Genomic DNA, 19767 nt, shown 5'->3' with positions numbered 1-19767 from the left:
CGGCGTACTGATGAGCTTGGTCGTGTTCGGCGTCGGTGAAAGCTTTGGCCGCGGCGGGTTGCCCGTGAACCGTCCTGGGTCTGGTGGAGATCGTGAACGCACCAGGAGGATGTTGTTGTGGCTGCGCCGAGGAAGTTTGACCCAGAGACCCGTGAGCGGGCGGTACGGATGTATCAGGACCGGATTTCCCAGACTGGGGATTCCAAGCGAGGGGCCCGCCGGTATGTCGGCGAGATCCTCGGAATCAATGAAGCTACGTTGCGCAACTGGGTAGAGAATCGCTACGGCAGCAGCGACTCGGCGGTTGTCGATGGGGCTGTGGATTCTTCTGCGGAGTTGAAGTCGTTGCGCCGAGAGAACGCCGAGCTACGCAGGGCCAATGAGATTCTGAAGACGGCGACAGCGTTTTTCGCAGCGGCGGAGGTCGACCGCCGACTTCGGTGATCGTCGATTACATCGATGCCCACCGTCACCAGTTCGGGGTCGACCCGATCTGCACCGTGCTCACCAGCTACGGCGTCAAGATCGCCCCGTCCACCTATTACGCGGCCAAAGCCCGCGGCCCGGTCAGCGACACTGCCTGGACCGAGGCGCACGCCGCCAACACCGTGCACCGGTTGTTTGTGTCCAACCGGCGGCTTTACGGGGTCCGCAAGATGTGGCACGCGATGAAACATGCAGGCCATGATGTGGGCCGTGACCAGGTCAGCCGGCTGATGGGCATCTGCGGCATCAGCGGAGCCGTTCGTGGCCGGCGGCGCACCACGGTCACCACGACCGGTGATCCGGGCGCACCGCGCCATCCCGATCTGATCGCCCGCCAGTGGGGTGCTCCGAGACGGCCTGATCAATGGTGGGTGGCCGATTTCACCTACACCTGGACCTTGGCGGGGTTCGTCTATACCGCGTTCTGTGTGGATGTGTACTCACGCCGAATTCTGGGGTGGCGGGTGATGTCGACCAAGGCGACACCGCTGGTTCACAGCGTGCTCGAACAGGCTGTGTTTACCCGTCGCAGAACCGATTTCCGTTTTACGACAACGGGTTTGATCCATCACTCCGATGCCGGAAGTCAGTACACATCGCTGGTCTTCACCGATGCTCTGCATGACTCGGGAATCGCAGGATCGATCGGCTCGGTCGGTGATGCTTTGGACAATGCACTGATGGAATCAGCGATCGGTCTCTACAAGACCGAGTTGATCAATCGGGCCCAGCCCTGGACTGGGCGCGCCGAGGTGGAACGCGAAACCGCCGCCTGGGTGCATTGGTACAACACCACCCGCCTGCACTCGGCCCTGGGCTATCTCTCGCCCTCGGAGTACGAGGACCGGTACCGTCACACCGTCGCCTCAACAGCGGAGGTGGCATAACCGAGGTCTCTATCCAGACCAGGACGGTTCACCTCCCGCCGACCGCGGAGCCGGTGGTTCTGGCTGCAACCAGGTCTGAGGTGTGGCGGGGTTCAGCAGTGCTGGTCGTCGCGGTGTGGCTGTGTGTGATGAGCGCAGCCGTTGGTGTTGGGTGTCGGTTCCGCAGCCGCCGCATGAGTGATGTGCATCAGCATGTTTGATGCCAGGGCTGGACGGCCGGATCCGCTCTTACGCGCCACTAGCGAGCGCCGCGAACCAGCAGTTATCGCCATCCGAACGTGCTTCTCGTATCACCCGTTTCGTGATGATGCCACCTCGCTCGACGGGAAAGCGCGTGTCGCTGGATACCACAGCGAGGTCACGCATTTCGGTGAGTTCGCAGCGCAGCCAATGGGCTATCGCAGCGTTGGCGACGTCATTCAGCGAATGGTTCGAGAGTTCGGTGACGACGCCGAGTTGGAAGTCGTAGTTCGCCGAAAGCCCGGCCCGCGCAACAAAACGCCGAAGCCAAAGAAGTTGCAGATGAGAGGAATTCAGGCCATGACGGAGACGATTGAAGACGCCCGGCGCGACACCAAACCTGTCGGTGGGTCGACGGATGAGCTGGATAGCTTTGCAGCACGCCTAAACCGGCTGTTCGCCAACAACTACCCGCCCGGTCGCGGACCGTACACCAGCCAAGAACTGATCCGTGCGCTGAGCATGCGCGGTCAGGCGTTGTCGGCCCCGTACCTGTCGCAACTGCGCAAAGGTGGACGTAGCCGGCCCTCTCGAAGAACCATCGAACTGATCGCCGAGTTCTTCGGGGTTCGCAGTGAGTACTTCACCGATCCCGAAGGCAGCTATGGGCGCCGGCTGGAAGCAGAGCTTGGCTGGCTTGAACTCGCGCACAACTCCGATGTTCAGCGGCTCACCACGATGCTGACCGACTTGGACGCCGATACCCGGGAACGGCTCATGGCCGACGCCGGGATCTGAGCAGTCACCAACAGGCCCCACCCACGTAGGAGCAAGCATGTCCACCAGCTCATCCCGTATGGCCGCCACCGTCGTGGCCGCGGTCACCGTCACCGCGCTGACCACTGCGGCAGCCGCCCCCACGCCCCCGCCCGCCCCGGCGCCGGCCGTCAATGCTCAGGTGCGCCTGGCCGCGTCGACAGGGATATACCCGATCGGGCCTATCCCGCAGGCGTTCCGCGCCATGGGGATGGGCACCGCGCAGGACTTTCTCAACGGCATGGCCGGTCTGGCGCAGATCATCCCCGGCGAGACCGGCCAAGGGCTCAAGCAGACGGTGGAGAACCTCGCTGCCCTGGTCGCCGCGCTGCAGACCGGCATCAATCTGCCCCTGCTGGGCAACATCTCGATTCCCGAGATGGCCGTGCCGCCGGTGGGGCCAGCCGGAACCGTCGACCAGATAAATACTCTGCAGTGGTCGACGCTGACCCAGGGCACGCTGTCGGCGCTCAAGACCGCACTGGCCGCCGGCGACGCCGCCGCGGTGATCATCGGGCTGCTCGGCGACATCACCGGGATCGACACCGAGATCATCGAGACCCTCGTGGCCGATATGCCCCTCAACGTTCCCGGCACCTGGGACGGTCCGTTCTTCTCCAACGCTGGCAAGCTCGCCATCGTGCCGGCAATCGGGCTGGGCGGCACCAACTTCGCACTCGCCTCACCCACGTTGCTCAACGATCCCGCGTTCGCCAAGACGGCCATCCTGGCGATCGCCTTGCGCAACCCCAGCCGCACCGGCGGCGGCATTCTCTCGCTGCTCAACCCGCTGTCGTCCACGGTCGGGCTGAATCTGTCGAACGCCGACGGCACGGCGTCGCACAAGGGAACCAACAACTGGGGCGTCCCAACCACGGTCATGGACGGCAACGTCACCGTATGGGATTTCGGAGCCGCCTACGACATCGTCTCCGACGCCCCGTCGACGTTGCTCAACCCGCTGGCATGGCTCAACAGCGGCGTCGGCATGGCCATGCCGACCTACTTGTTGCCGCCCAACGTCGATGCGCTCTTCGAGGTGATCAGCGATCTCACCGGCGGCACCCTGAGCGCCGGGACGATCAACCACCTGCTGGAGACCGTGGACGTCGCGAGTCTGTTGCACGTCGACGTCGGCGCGGACGGCAACCTGTATGTCACCTACGACTCGGGTCGGCTGCCCCTGCTGGAGCCCATCCAGTTCATCCCGCGGACGCTGAGCTACCTGCCGGGATTCGGGTTCTCCACCACGATGTCGGATTCGTTCGCCGATGTCTTGACCCAGCTGGTCGCCCAGGGCTACCAGGACGTCGACATGACCGTGGACGCCGAAGGGGTCGCCACCTTCACCCGCGGCTGGGACATGGCCGGTACGCAGGCGAAGTTCTGGCAGAACCCGATCTCCTGGCAGATGGGTCTGGAGACTCCGCAGACCGTGTTCAACTCGGTCATCACCGGGCTGCAGGACAACCTTCTCGACCCGGCCAAGGGCGAGTTCGAGATCTTCGGCAACAAGGAGATCGGAAACCTGTTCTACCGCAACGCTGTCAGCGTCGCCGTAGCGCAGTTCATCTCCAATGCCCTGGAGCAGATCCGCGATGAATTGAACCCGATCATCAACAATGTTCAGGGTGCGCTTAACCCGATCGCCAAGGCGCTCGACGACGCCACCGCCCAGGCGAACAAGGCCATCGACGACGGACTGGGCGCGGTCACCGATCTCGGGGTGGACCTCAACGGGCCGATGCTCGATGCCAACCGGCTGGTCAACCAGGTCGGTGATGGTATCAACAACAGCATTCGCAGCATCTTCAACTTGAAGCCGATCGTCTCCCCTCCGGCGCTGCAGTCGACCAACGGCGGTGCCCAGCAGCGGACTGTACTGACCGCTGGGGCGCCACAGGTCCCCGCGATCACCGACACCGAGTGGACACAGCCCTCCACGATGATCCCTCTGGACACCGAACCGGCCACCGACGCAAACGAACTCACCGGAGACGCTGAACGGGTGGACCCACCGGCCACCGAGGGCGCCACTGCTTTGACCGCTGAACCTGCAGAGCGCATCGAGAAGGTGGACGCACCCGTCGACGGCGCCGGCGCCGCCGACGAAACCGAGAAGACCGCAACCACCTCACCAGGCGCCGCGGACAGCGAGGCCCAGCTCGGCGGGGTGCTTTCCGAACCCGCGGAGTCCAGCACCACCGAGACGCGATCAGCCACGCCGGGAAGTCGCACCACCGTCGACCGCGATGACACCGCGGAACGGGATGCCGAGCCCGACACGGAGAGAGCGATGAGAACCCCGAAGGCTTCCCCGCGGTCCGCAGGCAAGGACGCCGAACGAAAGGGGGCCCGCTCCGTCGCGGGTGCGGGCAGCGACTCCGGCCCCGGATCGGTAAAGCCCTCGGCCGACTCAGCCGCGTGAGTTCTCGCGGCGAACGCCGCGAGGTGGGGAAGTGCCCGCACCGAATAACCTGCCGGTGGCGTCGCCGAGCACGGTGCCGCTGGTCATCGGCGTGATCATTGCCGTGCCGCGCCCGGCGCAGGTGCGCCGAGCGGCCGGGTTTCGCCCAGTCAGAGGGCGGCCCTTCGGCGAGATCAAGAGACGTGCAAACCCGCCGATGACCAGGGATGACGGCACGTCCCTGAGGGTTGTGTCGGGGTCGGCGCGAAGCTGCCCCTCGGCTGTCCTCACGAGTGCGTGGGCTCGCCGGGGTCGACCCTGGGCGATGAGTGCTGGGCGAGCCGTTCCAGTTGTGGTCTGCGAGCCGAGGCGGGCGGGCGCCCGGGCGGGGACCTGCCATCGGCGCTGGTAGCGCTTCGGAACCGGGGCGGAAACGCGCAGATAGTTCTCCACTGACGGGAACACGGGCGCGGCGATCTGCGATTGACCTGCTCGCGGGCCAGTTTCTGTCAGATCCCGTTGTTACGATTTGCAGACTTCTTGGAGAGAAGTTGCCGTGGCAGCGGAGGAGGCAGCGATGAGCGTCAGCGATGACCACCGCGTATCGCCGGCTCTTTTCACTCGCGCGCAGTGCCGATCGCTGGGTCGGTGCGAAACCTGCTGCTGGCATCCACCGACTCAGGGCCACCACGAGTCTTGTCCCCGCCGAGACGAAGGAGACGACCGCGATGTCGAACTCAACACTGGACGCGCGCTCGCCCGTGCGCATCGCCGCACGGCGGGCCGACGCTGAGGCCCCACTCAGTGGCGCCGGAATCGTCGCCGTTGCGATTGTGCGGCCGCGCCGCCGCCTTCGTCACCGGCAGGCGAGGTGCACCTGTGGCTGGGTGGGTCAGCGCCGCTGGGTCGTGAAGGCCGCCGCGGCGATCGACGCCTGGAGCCACGCGTACGGCGTTGGATGCGCACCGCGGGAGCCGCTGATCGCCGAAGCCACAGACCTGACAGCCGGAGCCCGGTGATGGGGGCGCGTAGCAAGATCGAATGGACGACGTCGACGTGGGGGCCTGTTTCCGGGTGCACCCCAATTTCGGCGGGCTGTGATCATTGCTATGCCGCCCGGCACGCGAATCGCTTCGCTGGAACGAAGGCGTGGCCCAACGGATTTGATGTCACGCTGTGGCCGGACCGGCTCGATCAGCCGTTGCGGTGGCGGGCACCCAGGAAGGTGTTCGTCTGCTCCACCGGTGACCTGTTCCACGCTGAGGTGCCCGATGACTACATCGCCCGGGTGTGGGCGGTCATGGCCTCGTCCGGGGCGCATACATTTCAGGTACTGACCAAGAGGCACGCGAGAATGCGTGCGCTGCTGAATAACCCGGCGTTCTGGGACGACGTGAACTCCCATTGGCTGGACCTGGCGGGTACCGGTCCGGGGCGCAAGCAGTACCCGCCGGACCTGCGCCGGCGGTTCCTGCCCAACGTGTGGCTCGGCGTCAGTGTGGAAAGCCAGTATTGGGCCGACCGACGCATCCCCGCCCTGTTGGACACCCCGGCCGCCGTCCGCTACCTCTCGTTGGAGCCCTTGCTTGAGCTGGTCAAGCTGAGCCTGGCGCTGCGCAAATGGACTCCGCCAGAGGATCATCCCGCGTGGGACGGCAAGCGGCTCAACGTGCGCGAAGTCCTGCACTGGGTCATCGTCGGGGGCGAATCCGGGCCCGGCGCGCGGCCCATGCATCCGGACTGGGCGCGCAGCGTGCGCGATGAGTGCCTCACAGGTGAGATCGCGTTCTTCTTCAAGCAGTTCGGTGAGTATCTGCCGGTCCCCATCGTCGATGACGCGGAGTTCGCGTTCGGACGTGCCTACGACAGTCCAGGCGGCGGGCGCAGGTCGCCGGCGGTCCGCGTCCCTGCGCCGGGCAGTTCAACCTTGCGCGGTGCGCAGATGCGGCTGCTGTCGCCGGGGGAGCGCACCACCAACACCGTGCTGCTCGACCGCGACACCATCGCGGTTCGGGTGGGCAAGCAGCGCGCCGGCCGGGTGCTTGACGGGCGGACCTGGGATCAGTACCCGGACGAGGTGACGGAAACAGCCACCCGTGGCGGTACTTCACCGGTAGGAGATGCAGTCACCGTGCAGGAGGAGCCGAGATGACGACGCAGATGATCACCAATGCCGAGCGGTCGAAGCTGCGGCAGTACGACCAGCCTGAGCCGATGACGCCGGTGGCCATGGCCGTCGGTCAGCGCGTCAAGCTCGACGCGGAGCGGCGGTGGTGGACGGTGCGTGGCCGCGTGGGCGACGTCGCGGTGCTGACGCGGCAGGCGCCGTTTCGCCGGCGGGGTGCGTGGGAGTACACGGTCCTGGATTGGCGGGCGGGCGTTCGTGGGCCGGTCAACACGATAGGGCAGGGCTGGGACGTGGACACCGACGAGCAGTGCCAAGAACTCGCCGAGCTGGTCCGAGACGGGAAATGGGCTGTGTCGTCGCGCAATTGGCTCCCCATCGACGTGACCGATGTGAAGTAGCGCTGCGATGGCCCCCAACCGTGAGACAGCGCCGATGACGGCGGCCGCTCTGCTGGGCAGACTGCGGCGCCACTACATCGAGCCGTCACGGCGCCTTCCGGGCGGGATCTTCGTCCCCGAGGTGGGGATGAACGGCGGCTACGGGGCCGGGCGGCGTTGCGACGCGGTGTACGTCGGGTTCACCACCACCAGCGGGCGCCAGCTGATCGGCCACGAGATCAAGGTGTCGCGCTCGGACTGGGTCGCTGAACTGGGCCGAAAGACCGGCAAGGCCGACACGTGGGCCGATCAGTGCCATCAGTGGTGGTTGGTCGTGTCCGACCCGTCGATCGTGCGCGATGGTGAGCTACCCGAGGGCTGGGGACTGATGTCGCCCGGTCGGTCGGTGACCCGGATGACCATCCACCGCCCAGCGGTGCCCAAGGTCGATCACGACCCGTCCTGGGAAGTGGTGCGCTCGGTGTTCGCCCGCTACGACACGCTGAGGGCCGAAGCGCTGAACGCCGGTGACAAGGCCGCCCTGGCCGCCGCAACTGTGAAGGCCAACGCCGAAGCCGATGCGGCGTTGGCGCGGCGGATCGCCGAGCTGCCGGATGTATCGGAGCTGCAGCAACGCCTGGCATTGCTCAAGCAGGTGCTGGGCGCGCCGATCGACTGGAACTCAGCGGACAAACCGCCTCGCTCCGGAGCGATCGGCCTGCAGGCCTTGGGTGAGATCGCCGCGCTGGTGAGCGCGCATGGGAGCGTGGCGCGGGTCGCGCACCGCATCACTGTGGGCTACGCCAACCCGGTCGCGGCCGCGAGCAAAGCCATCGCCGACCTGTCTGCTGCGCTGGCAGGGGTGCAGGCCGCGGGTGGTGTGGGCGATGAAAGCAGAAGCGCTGCAACGCGCGTCGAGGCGCTGGTGTAGGGAGGTGCGGGCCGTGAACGGTGGCTGTGTGAAGGCGCGTCAGGGACGCGACATTCATGTCACGACAGACGATGGTGTGGTGCTGGCCGTGCGTGACACGGGTCGCCGGGGCGCTGCGCACACCGTGGTATTCCTGCATGGGCTATGCCTGTCGCAGGTGTGCTGGGCGCGCCAGGTCGACTCTCTGGTGAGCCGGTACGGGTCCGCGGTGCGGATCCTGAGCTACGACCATCGCGGCCACGGCCGGTCGGGTCAGGCGCCGATGAGCACCTACCGCATTGAGCGCCTAGCCGAGGACCTCGCCCAGGTCCTGGCGGTGTGCGAGGTCAGTGGCCCGGTGACGCTGGTGGGGCACAGCATGGGCGGTATGACCGCCCTGGGATATCTCGGGTTGGATGCCGGCCGGCGGCCGGTCGATCCGGTGGGACTGGTGCTGGTGGCCACCGCGGCGGGCAAGCTGCGGCAGCGGGGAATGGGTCGGCTACTGGGAACGCCGGCGACCGCGGCGCTAGTCGGTGTCGCCGGTGTAGCGCCGGAGCAGGCAGTCAGGGCGATGGCCGCTCCGCTGTGTGCGACGTTGAGCCGGTGGCGGCGTGGAGCGTCGGCTGCGGCGCTGGCCGCGGTGGCCGCCGACGCTCTGGCGGCTGTCTCGGTGGCCACTGCGGTCGGGTTCCTGCCCGCGCTGCGGGACTACGACCAATATCCGATGCTGTCGAGCATCCGGGCGCGCACGGTGGTGCTCAGCGGTGGCGCTGACCCGTTGACTCCGGCGGTGCACGCCCGGGACCTGGCGGCGGCGATCCCGGGCGCGGAGCACGTGCACATCCCGGGGGCGGGACACATGCTCCCGCAGGAGGCCGCCCAGCTCGTCGGTGAGGCGATCCGGCGAGCCGCCGGTATCGACGCCGCCGTGGAGGACCTCGGTGGCGTTGATGCGGTCAGCGGTACGCGGCCTGTCACGCAGGTGGCAGCGTTGGCAGGGGTGGCGTCGTGACCGTCTATGTCGACAACGCGCGGATCCCGGCGCGCGTCGGGCGCCACGCCACTACGTGGTCACATCTGTTCGCCGACACCCAGGACGAGCTGCACGCGTTCGCGGCACGTCTGGGATTGCGGCGCAGCTGGTTTCAGGATCCGGTGAAGGTCGGTAAGCCGTTCAAGGCGCGCCCGGGGAGCCGGGCGGCGGAGAACTGGCACTACGACGTCACCGAGTCCAAGCGCGCTGCGGCGGTCTCCTTGGGGGCGGTGGAGGTGAGCTGGCGTGACGCGGTCGCGATCATCAACGCCCGCTACGCGGCCGGTCTGGTCGCCGAGGTGGAAGTGGAGCAGCAGGCATGAGCGCTGAGGTGGACTGGGATAGTCAGGGTGATCCGTTCGAGGCGTGGCGCGAGGGTCTGGTGTCGCCCAGGGCGATCACCGCGGCGTTGGACATGCGTGCGCTCTACGGCCCCGAGGTCGACGAGGCATGCGGGGTGCAGGAGCCCGCGGTCGATCAATGGGAGGCCGGGCAGTTGTATCCGAGTTGGGAGCAGCTGGAGGCGTTGTCGCGGCTCACCGGGTTCCCTGTTCGGTTCTTCACCCGCACCGGGGAGGCCGAGGTCACCGGAGGGTTTCTGTGTCAGCGCAGCGGGAAGGGGCGGGGATGTCGCCCGCTGTCGGGGCCCAGTGGTCCGCGGGAGTTCCCGCGGGAGGTGGTGGCAGCCACGGAGGGACGCGCTGGCATGTGATCCCCTCGGTGACCAGCGGTGATGACACGTCCCCGCGTCACGCCCGCCCGCGGGCCGCCGGCGGGCCGAACATGGTTCACAAGAGAGGAATTCAATGAGTATTGATTACGTTTCGTTGCCGGCCGCTGAGCTGGTGTTCGCAGTCTCGGGGCGTGAGCGCCACATCGTGACCAGCGAGGCCGCCGGTGTCGCACTCGAGTTCGCCGGCGGGGACCCGCGCCTGGCGCATGCGAGCGCCCTGTGCCGGCGGGTGGCCAAACTTGCCCCCGCGTGGGGCCCCTACAGCCGGGAGGCGGCGCTGGAGTACGGGCCGCGCTGCCCAGACTGTGCCTGGATCCTGGCGCTGCACCGCGGAGATGTCGACGAGGAGATCGCCGCGTTCACCACCGTCAACGGCTTCGACGCCGCGGTGATCACCGCCCGTCTCGGCGAGGACTTCGGCGAGCGGCTGCTGGACAAGATCGCCCACGATCCCGCGCTGTGGCAGGGCGCGGATCGGCTCGGTCCCTCCCACCGCTCCCAGCTGCTCGGGCACACCACCCGCCACCTGCCCACCGTGGCGGTGTGCCAGGAATGCGCGGAGATCGGCATCGCCAACGCCCACGGCTACGGGGCGACCTGTCCAGAAGTGGGCATCATCTGCCCCGGTTGCACTGTCGCCGCCGACGGCGTGTGGGCCGGTGAGTGGGAGGGCACCGTCCTTGCCGAGTGCACCGTCAGCGCTCCGTGCTCGGTGCTGACCACACTGGCCGCCCACTACGAAATCTCCTGCCCGGCGGTGCCAGTGCGAGACCGCACATCTGTTGCGGAAGAACAATTCACACCGACCGAACAGAAGGGGGGCTGAAGATGAGTGAGATTCCAGAAGATGCCGTAGCGCAGGCCATCGGTTTGTCCGGTACGCCCCGAGACCTGGTTCTGGCGGGCTTCACCCTCGGCCTGGAGCACGCGGCCAAGATCATCGAGGTCTGTACGGACGAGCAGACCGATGCCACGATGCGCGAGGCCACGCCGAAGCAGTGTTTCGAGGTGGCGGCACTGCTGGTGCGCAACCAGGGCGGTGAAGCTGTCACCGCCTTGAAGGCCGGCGCAGTATTGCCTGTCGCACCTGCATGACGCTCCAAAGAACCTGCACGAAAACGTATTTCAGGAGGAAAGCGTGTCGATGACCGATCTGCTGGAGGGTGCAGGCATCGAGTCCAGTCCGATGCTGATGGTGGCGCTGGGTGCGGTGGGAGTGCTTGGCGCGCTGTCGCTGCTGCGGCTGCTGCGCCGTGTCCAGAGGCTGATCTGGACTGCGGCCGTGTTGGCCGCGGCGGGCAGTGCGGGCGCCGGCGGCGGATGGGCCTTCCTCGACGCGTTCAGGATCCTGCAATGAGTGAAGGACGAAACCCCATGCAACCGCATGAGAATCCAGTGCCGGGTGCCAGCGCAGGCGGCGCGGGGGACTCCATGAGGATGGGTTCCGGCGCCGTCTCCAAGGCGCGGGTGCTGGTGCGTGACCTCTCCGATGCGGCGTACCGCGGACGGCGCGTGCGGTTCGGCGAGATCACCGGCACGGTGGACGGTCTGGCGGCCACAGCGGCTGTCGGCGTCACCCCTGACGGGCAGGGTGTGCCTGTCGCCGGGCGGCCGCTGCTGGTGCTGGTCGACGACCTGGGGCACACACATCACCTGGAGTTCGGCGCGCACGACTACGTCACCCTTCTGGGCTCATGAACGTGCTGCTGCGCGCCGGGGCGTTGTTCGCTGTCGCCGCGGTGGCAGGGTGCAGTGTCACTGTGTCCGGGGACGGTAGACCCGGTGAGGGGGCGCGGGAAGCGTTGGCGCTGCAGTCGTTTCTGCTCAGTCCCGCCGAGATCAACGCCGCGATGGGCGCTGAGGGCATGGTGGCTGCCGCTACTCAGAGCACGCTGGTCGAGGACGGCGGCCGTACCAACCCTGCGCAGTGTTTGTCGGTGAGCAGTGTGGGTCAAGAGCACGTCTACGGCGACGCAGGGTGGACGGCCGTGCGGGTCCAGAGCCTGCACGAAGAGGGTGCGGATTTCGCGCACCTGGCCCGCCAGGGTGTGATCGAGTTCTCGACGCAGGCCCAGGCGGCGAAGTTTCTCATCGACTCTGCCGCCATCTGGGCGGCGTGCGCGCGGGCGGGCCGCTACGCCTACCGCTCGCCGGAGGCTGACGCGGTGTGGCTGGTGGGCTCGGTGGACGACGAGGACTCGGTGCTGGCGTTGGTGACGCCGCAGCAGCTGGGCGAGGGCTGGACCTGCCAGCGGGCGTTGGCTGCGGCGGTCAACGTCGTCGCCGATGTGATGACGTGCTCCTATGACATCGAGGACCGGGCGGCCGTCACGATCGCTGGCCAGATCGCCGATCGGGTCGCTGGTTAGAGGCGAGTTGTGATCTCCATCAACGTCTTCGACGTCACCCCAGAGTTGCTCGACATACTGCTGCCTGCACGGCCGGAACCGGCCCCGCCAGTAGAACGCCGGCGCGTGCGGAGGCGGGCACCGTCGCGGCCGGCCCGCGACCCATCGGCTCCCCACGTCGAGGTGTGCCTGGTGCGCGGCTACGTCCGCGCTGCCCCGACTCCGCGGTGCGACAGCTACGGCATACCGCTAGCTCGGCCCCGCGAATACTGTCCCCGGTGCGGCATCCGCTACACGGCGGAGAACCCAATTCTCGATCCTGGCTTGGGCGACGAGTGCAGAGACTGCTCGGACGTCGGCGCCTTACTCAACAAGGGCTGATGTGATGACCCGCTGTTCGGGGCGCCGTGGTGAGGCTCGGAATAGAGCCATTTCGTGCTGGGTCAGCCCTATCCTGATAGGCGACGCGGTTGTGCTGGGTGGGACGAGGAGGTCGGCCGGTGGAGGCTATTCATGGCTGGCTGGGAGCAGCTGGAGCCGAAAATGTCGACGGCTACAGGGATCTGCTGGTCAAGGCGCTGAATCCCACCTCGGCCGAACGTGAGGCACTGGTGCTACCCGAGCCCCAGTCCGCGGACGCCAATGCGGTACTGGCCCTGCTCAAGAAGGGCCAGGTGCCCACCCAACGAGCCGTTCAGGCCGGCGCCGCAAATGCCCGCCCGCCCGTGGTGCGCGAGCCCGCGCGGAAGTGGTCTGATGCGGAGATCGACCGTTTCGGTCAGCTCGGTGCGCCCTGGCTGCATGAGTACCGGCAGACACACGGGACTGGGCCGACGTGGAACGAGTTCTTCAGCAGCGCACCCGTTGAGCGCGCCTTTGATGAGTTCGGTGTCGGAAGCGGCGTTGGTGAGGGCGGCGTTCAGGGGTACCTGCGGCGCGACGGTGTCCGCAGTCTCCTGATTCGGCGTGGCCGCCGGCGGGGATGGTTTGCATTCAATGATCAGCCACGCAGTCTGTGCGCCGGCCCGAGCTTCTTCGTAGCGGGATACCGGGCGCCGGATCCGGTCGGGCGGCGTGTCGCAGGGTTGATTCGGCAGTCCCACGCTGCCGGCGAGAAGCGTCACCTGCAGTGGGCGGATATTGCTGAGGTTCTCGACTTGGACGGCAGCAGGGTGTTCCGCGATGTCGAGGACGCTGCGGCACAAGCTGGGTGGCTGGCCACCGAGCAGTGGATATCGATCAAGCCCGCGGGGATTGGGCTCGGATTCAGGGCCCGGCGCGAGCAGAGGCGCAATGGTCTTCGCAGCGCCCGCAAGCGTCTCGCCGATCAGTCACCGGCTAGTGAGCCGGTCAGCACCGACTGAATGCCAGTCGGGACGTGTCGTTGAGCCTGGTCACAGGCGTGGTGGCGTCAGTCGTAGCCGTCGGTTCGGCGCCGCACCGACAGGTTAGGGACATGGCATCGCCGCTGGTGGTGAACCAATTTGTGGTGATTTTGCGACTGCGGTGACGGAAACGCCGCCGGGCGTCGGTACTTCCTGGGTGTACCAGCCAAAGACACCCTGAAGGAGGCGCGCGGTGTGCCGATCGACGAAGCATGGTGGGCGGCGATGCCCCGGCTGCGGAAGCTACGGAGCCGCGGCGAAAGCCAACGGTAATCGCCGCCTGGGGCGGATGGCCCGCAAGAAGGTCGTCGACCACCTCACCGAACAAGGCCTCGTCGACACCGCGAAGGCGATCCTGTCCGCCCCGCCGAGCATCCTGCCGGAGTTCATGAAGGCCATGGGCATTGAGGAGTCGGTGCTCGGGGACGTCCCGATGCCCAGCACGCACGCCAACCCACCCTCTGCCGGTCTGCTGATCGCGGCGGCCAAGGCTGAGCAAGCCGCTCTGGCCGGTCCGCAGATCTCTGCTGAAGAGCAGGCCCTGGAAGCCGCGGAGGCGGCGTTCGCGGCCGCGGAGAAGAGCGTCGACGATGCCCGCAAGGCGGTGTCACGGGCCCAGTCGCGGCGCCGGAAGCTGGTCAAGGAGTTGGGCACCGGTGACGAGGAGGCTCTGACCGCTGAGCAGATGGAGCAGCTCGGGGAGGCCAGTGAGGCCATCGAGGCGGCGAAGGCGGCCTACGAGCAGGCCAAGAAGGCCGTCCCCGACGCGGCCGACGACGTGGTGGCCGCCAAGTACGGCGTCGCCACGACGCTGCCCGAGGAGGAGCGCGACGCCTACTGCGCGAACTTGAGCAGCGAGGACGTCGAGGCGTTGGCGCGTTCGCTGAACCGGGCGGTGGCGGCCGAGGCGGCCGGCGCGCTCGATGGCGGCCCTCAGCCCTCGCTGACCGCCGGCGCCGTGCGCGACACCTCGGTCTACACGCCGGGGAAGTTCCTGATGGAAACCGGCTCGGGTGCGGTGGAAGTCGAGGGCCGACTGCTCGACGGCGGCACGGCCATTCACCGTCGCGGATCCGGGGACTTCCTGATCCTGCAGAAGCGCGACGGGGTGTATCACGGGGTGGCCGCGGCAGGCGGCAAGTCCGCGGCGTTGAACAAGGCCAGCCGGATCCCCATGCTCGACGAGCTGCCGGCGCTGCATGAGGGCGCCAGCGATACCGAAGCCCAGGCCCACCACATCAAGACCCAAGCCCTGATGCAGTTGGCCGGCCAAGCCGCAGAACACCATTGGACCGCCGAGCAGCACCAGAAGTTCCTCGACGACAAGATGAGCGAGGCCCGCGGCAAGCTCGTCGACTCGGTAGGTGCCGGACCCGTGCGCGCGGACATCTACGACGCGACCAAGCGGCACAAGAAGCTGATGCGCGAGAAGGCGGCCGTTGCAGCCGGGGAAGCAGCCCGCACCGAAGCCCTGGCCGCCGGCAAGGGCGCCCAGGAGGCCGAGGCCGCCTATGCGGCCGCGCATCGCCGTGCGCTGGGGACGCCGACGCGCGGCGGCGGTGTCATCCCGCACTTCGATCACAAGATCCCGCCGGAGAGCATCGGTGAGGACAAGCACAAGTCGCTGTGGCGCAGCGGTATCCGCGCCTGGGGCAAGGAAACCGCCGATGACTACGCGGTCATCGCCCAGCGCGCCGGCAACCTCAAGGCGTGGGGTTTCTCGGGGAGCGGGCCGGGTGTGCAGACCTCAAGCATCGGTGAATTGACCACGGTGAACGCGGAATTCGTCAAGAAGAAGCTCGACGGCAAGGAGCGCTCAGCGCTGACGACCTATACCGGTGGCAGCTACACGAGCATCAACGCTGCCATCTGTGGACGTGACGGCGCGAAGCCTTCCGGGTCGATCAAGACGGTGGTCTCGGGGATCGAGTCGGCGTTCGACAAGTTCCGCGAGCACAACCCGAACATGACGCCGATGACAGTGGTGCGCGGCACCAGGGTGCCCAGTGGGTGGAAGGGGACGCCGGCGGAGTACATCGACGCGGTGTTCACCGTGGGATCGCGCATGGAGGTGGGCAAGGTGACCAGCACGACCACCAAGCAGTCCACCGCGTCGGCGTTCGCCGGGCACCCGCCGTACTACATGGTCGTGCGGACCCGCGAGGGCCTGCCGGTGAAGAGCATCTCGAACTTCTCCGGTGAGGACGAGGTGATCCTGCCGATGGGGTCGCATCTGCGGTGCGTGCACGTCGACCATTCCGGTATCGCGGGCGCACCCACCGTGTACCTGGTGGCTGAGGACCTGGTTGCGGAGTCTGAAGACACTGGTGCCGGTGGCTGGAAGAAGGCAAGCTGATGGCCACACACCCAGCAGGGATGGTGAGCTGGGGAAATAGCATGTCCCCGGCCGGTGGGAGCCGGCGTCAGGTGTGCACGAGGGAGGAACTGGGATGGCGTTGACCAGGGCGCAGATCGACGAGATTCAGGAGCGGCTGGACGAGGGCATGAGCCCGGAGGCGATCGCCGATTCCATAGGGCGGGTGGCTGATCTCGACGAGCTGGAATTGGTGACGATCAGATCTGCTGCGTATGACCTTCGCAACGGGGAACCGGTGCGTGCTTCCGACGAGTAGCCGTCCGCCGCGGCGGGGCTATGCACGCCCGGCGTGGGGACATGTCGTCTGCCCTGCTCAAGTCGGGTGGGGGGACCGGTTGATGCGCCAGAAGCCGGGGTTGAGGCGGTGAGCGAGGGCGGCGAGGTCTTCGACGAAGGCTTCGGCGCCAGCACCCTCAATGCGGATGGTCAGGTAGTCGCTGCCTCCGCGGATGGCTGTGGTCCTGGCGTCGGTCCGATCAGCGCGTGCCGCTGTGGTCAGCGCATTGATGCGAGTTAGGTCGTCATCGGTTTCGGGGTCGCCGGTGGCGATCGACAGGTGGCGTACGCCGCGGGTCAGATCCTCGGCCTCGCTGAGCAGCGAGGCGACGGCTAGTTGTTCGAGCAGCCCTGCGGTCTCGTTGAGGTCGGCCTCGCGGTCGCGGTGGCGGTGGCGGCCGCAGTAGTGCTGTGGGTCGTCATTCATGTGGATCTCCCGGTGGGGCTGTTGCTAGGGAATCCTGCCTGCCGCCGCGGCCTCGGTGGGTGCGCCGCGCCGGTGCCGTGTGCACTTTCCGCCATCGCGGGTCGAGTCCGTCCAGAATGCTGATCTGATGGGATTTCTCCCGTCTGACGTGCCCATATAGGGTGGAACGGGTAGCGGTGAGGCGAATTAAAACTTCCCACTGGTGGTGAATTCCCCGGATATGGGTTAATCTAGCCATGCCAAAGACACCTTCACCGGAAGGGAAACCATGTGTATTCGTCGTATCCCGGCCCGACCGTTTTCGGGGGCCTACTGATGTGCCGCTCACTCAAGAACGGGCAGCGCCGCCGCTGCCCGGCCTGCTCATCCTTCCCCGCCGCCGCGCGCGCCAACGGCAGCCGCCGGCAGGGCCGCCTAGCGCGACGCAAGGTGGTCGACCATCTCAACAGCATCGGCTTGGTCGACACCGCCACTGCAGTCTTGGCGTCACCGCCCAGCATGCTGGCCCCGTTCATGGCCGCCACGGGTCTGGACCCCGCGATCCTGGGAGATGTCCCGATGCCCGGCACCGGCCCCAAAGGTGCGGACGCCGCGGCCCTGATCAAGCAGGCCAATGACGAACGAGCGCAACAGCATCGACGGGCCGCCCAGCAGGCGGCCGCGGTGTGCGCCACCCCATCGGTCGTCTCGCCCCGGCCTCGACTGGCCCGCGCCGCAGCGCCCCAGAGCGTGCACGCCGGCGCCGCGGCCCGCCTGGCTGCGGCCATGGCGCGCGGTCGAGGCCCCAGCAGCAGGCCCGGCGCCAAGCCGGCGGTCAACGTGCCGAACTGCCGTACCAACATCGGCGTCATCGCCCACTGGGAGGACCGGGCCGAGCATGTCTTTGCTGCCGGAAGCAGCAAGGCGCAATGCCGGACCGCGTGCGCGGAAGCCGAAATGCTGTGCAAGGGTTGCCCTTTGATGGAATCCTGCGCCCAGGACGCCAAGGACACCCACTACACCGGCGTTGCCGGCGGCCGCATTTTCGTCAATGGTCGGCACCGGTTGACGCCGTCGAGCCCGGCTAGGATCGTCGCATAACTGCGCCCCTCTGGCGTGCACGTTTCCGCTGTGGTGAGAAGGCTGGTGAGCGATGACGACAGGTGTCAACACAAACACAAAACCCCTCGACGTGTTCGTGTTGGGGTTGAGATACCTGCGCAACAGTGAGACCGATGAAGCGCGCGAGGCGTTTCGGATGGCCGCGCAGCAGGACCCGCTGATGTGTGACGCGTGGTTGGGCAGGATGGCCACCGGGGACACCGCACTGGAGGTCACCGCCGGGGCGTACAAGTCGGTGAACAATCTGGGTGCCGCGCTCAAATCGGCCCAGATGAACGTGGGGGACCTCAATGTGGTCACGTCGTTGACGCTGGGGTCTTTCACGCTGCGTATGCCCACCCACACGCGGCTGCATGTGGCGATCGCCTATGCCGCGGCGTTGGCCGAAGCGACGCCCCGGCAGTTGGCCAAAGCCGACGAAGTCATCAATCGGGAGTTCCGGCAGCCCAATGTGCCGGATATCGATCTGGACGTGCTCGACTATGTGCGACTGGGGTTGCTCGGCCTGGCGCGGCGCTGGCCCGATGTGCTCAGCTTTGAGGGCAAGCAGCAATGGCGGTCGCAGGATCCGACCATTGTGAACCTGCTCAACGCCGGCATGCTGGTGTGGAAGGTGTGGGCGCTGGTCGGCACCGGGAATCCTGTAGAAGCCCAGCGCTACGCCGACATCGGCTTGAACACATCGGGATTGCCCAACGATGTGCACGCCAAGCTCCGTTTGGGCCGCGGATACGCGATGCGCGCCCAAGGGCAGCGCGAGGAAGCCACGAAGGCGTTCACCGAGCTTCAGGCCTGGGTGAATCTGCCCGAGGTGCAGGAGGCCATCGAGGACCCGGAGAAGACGATCGAGACCGTCACCGCGTCATCGCTGGCGACCCGGACCGACATCTGGGATCCCGAGTCGGGAAGTTCGGCGGCGTCGCTGGAGGCTGAGGCCCGCGAGAAGCGTCGCGACGGGGTGCGCGCTGAGGCAATGGCGTTGCTGGACCAGCAGATCGGCATGGGTGGGGTCAAGGAGCAGATCCGTCGTCTGGAAGCCAAGGCGATGATGGACCAGAAGCGCGCCGAGATGGGCATCGCTGCGAAGGACGTCGGCGCGGCCTACATCTTCACGGGCCCTCCGGGTACCGGTAAGACCACGATGGCCCGCATCCTGGCACAGCTGCTGTTCGGGCTCGGCGTGATCGCGCGCCCGGAAGTGGTGGAGGCGTCACGTCCGCAGTTGGTCGACCAGTACCTGGGCAAGACCGCGCAGAAGACGAACGCGGTCATCGACAAGGCGTTGGGCGGGCTGCTGTTCATCGACGAGGCCTATTCGCTGTACCAGAAGGGCTATTCCGACGGCGACGCCTACGGCCAGGAGGCGATCGACACGCTGTTGGCGCGGTTGGAGAACGAGCGCAAGACCGAGGATCCGAACAAGAAGCTGGTGACAGTGATCGCCGGCTACGAAGCTGACATCAATCGCTTCCTGACGATGAACGAGGGCCTGGCGTCACGGTTTACCACGCGGATCCACTTCGACTCCTATACCCCTGAAGACTTGGTCAAGATCGCCGACCTAATGGCCAGCTCCGAGTCGTCGCTGTATTCGGCGGCGGCCCAGGACCTGATGCTCGCCAGTCTGAAGACGCTGGCGCAGACGTCGGTCGACGACGTCGACTCCGGCGGCAACCCGCGGGTGGTGTCGGGAATCGACAAAGCCGGCAACGCCCGCTTCATTCGCAACGTGACCGAAAAGGCCACCGAGATCAGGGATTTCCGGTTGTCGTCGAGCCTGGACCTGGACCTGTCGGTCAAAGAAGTGCTGGTCACGATCGACGAGACGGATGTGGCCGCGGCGTTCCGTGAAGTCTGTTCCGTGCAGGGAGTTCCGTTCAATGGATAGGCGTT

The 19767-nt window shown here is 66.9% G+C and carries 21 protein-coding genes and 1 other annotated feature; of the genes, 20 read left to right on the top strand and 1 reads right to left on the bottom strand.

Annotation, left to right across the window (positions count from 1 at the left end; translation table 11 throughout):
• Nucleotides 1–117 precede the first annotated feature (117 nt).
• The 18 genes from EXE63_RS00750 (at nucleotide 118) to EXE63_RS00665 (ending at nucleotide 16326) form a co-directional block, all read left to right on the top strand.
• A protein-coding gene (locus EXE63_RS00750) for an IS3 family transposase (protein ID WP_168140392.1) occupies nucleotides 118–1373 on the top strand; the annotation gives its coding sequence in 2 pieces (ribosomal slippage) (nucleotides 118–412 and nucleotides 412–1373; 1257 coding nt in all).
• Nucleotides 402–533: a sequence feature (AL1L pseudoknot), on the top strand. It overlaps the preceding gene by 132 nt.
• Nucleotides 1374–1565: 192 nt before the next feature.
• Nucleotides 1566–2351 carry a hypothetical protein gene (locus EXE63_RS00745; RefSeq protein ID WP_168140391.1) on the top strand — a complete coding sequence of 262 codons (786 nt, stop codon included), beginning with the start codon at nucleotides 1566–1568 and terminating at the stop codon, nucleotides 2349–2351.
• Between the two features lie 37 nt (nucleotides 2352–2388).
• Nucleotides 2389–4797: a PE-PPE domain-containing protein gene (locus EXE63_RS00740; RefSeq protein WP_168140390.1), complete on the top strand. Its 2409-nt coding sequence runs from the start codon at nucleotides 2389–2391 to the stop codon at nucleotides 4795–4797.
• 569 nt (nucleotides 4798–5366) lie between these two features.
• On the top strand, nucleotides 5367–5795 hold the full coding sequence (locus EXE63_RS00735) for a hypothetical protein (protein ID WP_168140389.1): 429 nt from the start codon (nucleotides 5367–5369) through the stop codon (nucleotides 5793–5795).
• The gene (locus EXE63_RS00730; protein WP_168140388.1) at nucleotides 5795–6928 is read left to right on the top strand and encodes a DUF5131 family protein; all 1134 of its coding nucleotides are present in this window, start codon (nucleotides 5795–5797) and stop codon (nucleotides 6926–6928) included. Before EXE63_RS00735 ends, EXE63_RS00730 begins: the two co-directional genes overlap by 1 nt.
• Nucleotides 6925–7302, top strand: a complete 378-nt coding sequence (locus EXE63_RS00725) for a hypothetical protein (RefSeq protein ID WP_168140387.1) — start codon at nucleotides 6925–6927, stop codon at nucleotides 7300–7302. The genes EXE63_RS00730 and EXE63_RS00725 overlap by 4 nt, the downstream gene beginning before the upstream one ends.
• 7 nt (nucleotides 7303–7309) lie before the next feature.
• Nucleotides 7310–8212, top strand: a complete 903-nt coding sequence (locus EXE63_RS32475) for a hypothetical protein (protein WP_209999680.1) — start codon at nucleotides 7310–7312, stop codon at nucleotides 8210–8212.
• 28 nt (nucleotides 8213–8240) lie between these two features.
• A complete protein-coding gene (locus tag EXE63_RS00715) occupies nucleotides 8241–9206 on the top strand; it encodes an alpha/beta fold hydrolase (protein WP_234904101.1) in 966 nt (321 codons plus the stop codon).
• On the top strand, nucleotides 9203–9550 hold the full coding sequence (locus tag EXE63_RS00710) for a DUF4031 domain-containing protein (protein ID WP_168140385.1): 348 nt from the start codon (nucleotides 9203–9205) through the stop codon (nucleotides 9548–9550). The genes EXE63_RS00715 and EXE63_RS00710 overlap by 4 nt, the downstream gene beginning before the upstream one ends.
• Nucleotides 9547–9939, top strand: a complete 393-nt coding sequence (locus EXE63_RS00705; RefSeq protein WP_168140384.1) for a hypothetical protein — start codon at nucleotides 9547–9549, stop codon at nucleotides 9937–9939. Before EXE63_RS00710 ends, EXE63_RS00705 begins: the two co-directional genes overlap by 4 nt.
• A gap of 94 nt (nucleotides 9940–10033) precedes the next feature.
• Nucleotides 10034–10786: a hypothetical protein gene (locus tag EXE63_RS00700; protein WP_168140383.1), complete on the top strand. Its 753-nt coding sequence runs from the start codon at nucleotides 10034–10036 to the stop codon at nucleotides 10784–10786.
• A gap of 2 nt (nucleotides 10787–10788) precedes the next feature.
• Nucleotides 10789–11055 (top strand): hypothetical protein, encoded by a 267-nt coding sequence (locus tag EXE63_RS00695; protein WP_168140382.1) that lies wholly within the window; start codon nucleotides 10789–10791, stop codon nucleotides 11053–11055.
• Between the two features lie 49 nt (nucleotides 11056–11104).
• On the top strand, nucleotides 11105–11317 hold the full coding sequence (locus EXE63_RS00690; protein ID WP_168140534.1) for a hypothetical protein: 213 nt from the start codon (nucleotides 11105–11107) through the stop codon (nucleotides 11315–11317).
• 74 nt (nucleotides 11318–11391) lie between these two features.
• Nucleotides 11392–11658, top strand: a complete 267-nt coding sequence (locus EXE63_RS00685) for a hypothetical protein (protein WP_168140381.1) — start codon at nucleotides 11392–11394, stop codon at nucleotides 11656–11658.
• On the top strand, nucleotides 11655–12329 hold the full coding sequence (locus EXE63_RS00680) for a sensor domain-containing protein (protein ID WP_168140380.1): 675 nt from the start codon (nucleotides 11655–11657) through the stop codon (nucleotides 12327–12329). Before EXE63_RS00685 ends, EXE63_RS00680 begins: the two co-directional genes overlap by 4 nt.
• Nucleotides 12330–12808: 479 nt before the next feature.
• Nucleotides 12809–13672: a hypothetical protein gene (locus EXE63_RS00675; protein WP_168140379.1), complete on the top strand. Its 864-nt coding sequence runs from the start codon at nucleotides 12809–12811 to the stop codon at nucleotides 13670–13672.
• Between the two features lie 310 nt (nucleotides 13673–13982).
• Nucleotides 13983–16049 carry an ADP-ribosyltransferase gene (locus EXE63_RS00670; protein ID WP_234904100.1) on the top strand — a complete coding sequence of 689 codons (2067 nt, stop codon included), beginning with the start codon at nucleotides 13983–13985 and terminating at the stop codon, nucleotides 16047–16049.
• Between the two features lie 94 nt (nucleotides 16050–16143).
• Complete coding sequence (locus EXE63_RS00665; protein WP_083741587.1) at nucleotides 16144–16326, top strand: helix-turn-helix domain-containing protein; 183 nt, start codon at nucleotides 16144–16146, stop codon at nucleotides 16324–16326.
• Between the two features lie 57 nt (nucleotides 16327–16383).
• On the opposite strand, the gene EXE63_RS00660 is transcribed toward EXE63_RS00665, so the two are convergent.
• Nucleotides 16384–16773: a hypothetical protein gene (locus EXE63_RS00660; RefSeq protein ID WP_168140377.1), complete on the bottom strand. Its 390-nt coding sequence runs from the start codon at nucleotides 16771–16773 to the stop codon at nucleotides 16384–16386.
• Between the two features lie 315 nt (nucleotides 16774–17088).
• Here EXE63_RS00660 and EXE63_RS00655 point away from each other — a divergent pair, with 315 nt between their 5' ends.
• Nucleotides 17089–17853, top strand: coding sequence for a hypothetical protein (locus EXE63_RS00655; protein WP_168140376.1), 765 nt, complete (start codon nucleotides 17089–17091; stop codon nucleotides 17851–17853).
• A 52-nt stretch (nucleotides 17854–17905) separates the two neighbouring features.
• Nucleotides 17906–19762 carry an AAA family ATPase gene (locus EXE63_RS00650; protein ID WP_366515267.1) on the top strand — a complete coding sequence of 619 codons (1857 nt, stop codon included), beginning with the start codon at nucleotides 17906–17908 and terminating at the stop codon, nucleotides 19760–19762.
• The last annotated feature ends 5 nt before the right edge of the window (nucleotides 19763–19767 follow it).

Origin of the sequence: Mycolicibacterium frederiksbergense (assembly GCF_012223425.1) — a bacterium.
Taxonomy (GTDB): Bacteria; Actinomycetota; Actinomycetes; order Mycobacteriales; family Mycobacteriaceae; genus Mycobacterium; species Mycobacterium frederiksbergense.
Note: the sequence above shows the minus strand (reverse complement) of the source record. Positions and strands in the feature narration are given on the sequence as shown.

Excerpts from the sequence above, each read along its gene's own strand:
- EXE63_RS00695 (WP_168140382.1), top strand. The coding sequence starts at position 10,789 with ATGAGTGAGATTCCAGAAGATGCCGTAGCGCAGGCCATCGGTTTGTCC.
- EXE63_RS00730 (WP_168140388.1), top strand. The coding sequence starts at position 5,795 with ATGGGGGCGCGTAGCAAGATCGAATGGACGACGTCGACGTGGGGGCCT.
- EXE63_RS00745 (WP_168140391.1), top strand. The coding sequence starts at position 1,566 with ATGTTTGATGCCAGGGCTGGACGGCCGGATCCGCTCTTACGCGCCACT.
- EXE63_RS00700 (WP_168140383.1), top strand. The coding sequence starts at position 10,034 with ATGAGTATTGATTACGTTTCGTTGCCGGCCGCTGAGCTGGTGTTCGCA.
- EXE63_RS00735 (WP_168140389.1), top strand. The coding sequence starts at position 5,367 with ATGACCACCGCGTATCGCCGGCTCTTTTCACTCGCGCGCAGTGCCGAT.
- EXE63_RS00655 (WP_168140376.1), top strand. The coding sequence starts at position 17,089 with ATGTGCCGCTCACTCAAGAACGGGCAGCGCCGCCGCTGCCCGGCCTGC.
- EXE63_RS00690 (WP_168140534.1), top strand. The coding sequence starts at position 11,105 with ATGACCGATCTGCTGGAGGGTGCAGGCATCGAGTCCAGTCCGATGCTG.
- EXE63_RS00670 (WP_234904100.1), top strand. The coding sequence starts at position 13,983 with ATGGCCCGCAAGAAGGTCGTCGACCACCTCACCGAACAAGGCCTCGTC.
- EXE63_RS00705 (WP_168140384.1), top strand. The coding sequence starts at position 9,547 with ATGAGCGCTGAGGTGGACTGGGATAGTCAGGGTGATCCGTTCGAGGCG.
- EXE63_RS00740 (WP_168140390.1), top strand. The coding sequence starts at position 2,389 with ATGTCCACCAGCTCATCCCGTATGGCCGCCACCGTCGTGGCCGCGGTC.
- EXE63_RS00665 (WP_083741587.1), top strand. The coding sequence starts at position 16,144 with ATGGCGTTGACCAGGGCGCAGATCGACGAGATTCAGGAGCGGCTGGAC.
- EXE63_RS00650 (WP_366515267.1), top strand. The coding sequence starts at position 17,906 with ATGACGACAGGTGTCAACACAAACACAAAACCCCTCGACGTGTTCGTG.
- EXE63_RS00660 (WP_168140377.1), bottom strand. The coding sequence starts at position 16,773 with ATGAATGACGACCCACAGCACTACTGCGGCCGCCACCGCCACCGCGAC.
- EXE63_RS32475 (WP_209999680.1), top strand. The coding sequence starts at position 7,310 with ATGGCCCCCAACCGTGAGACAGCGCCGATGACGGCGGCCGCTCTGCTG.
- EXE63_RS00725 (WP_168140387.1), top strand. The coding sequence starts at position 6,925 with ATGACGACGCAGATGATCACCAATGCCGAGCGGTCGAAGCTGCGGCAG.
- EXE63_RS00680 (WP_168140380.1), top strand. The coding sequence starts at position 11,655 with ATGAACGTGCTGCTGCGCGCCGGGGCGTTGTTCGCTGTCGCCGCGGTG.
- EXE63_RS00685 (WP_168140381.1), top strand. The coding sequence starts at position 11,392 with ATGAGGATGGGTTCCGGCGCCGTCTCCAAGGCGCGGGTGCTGGTGCGT.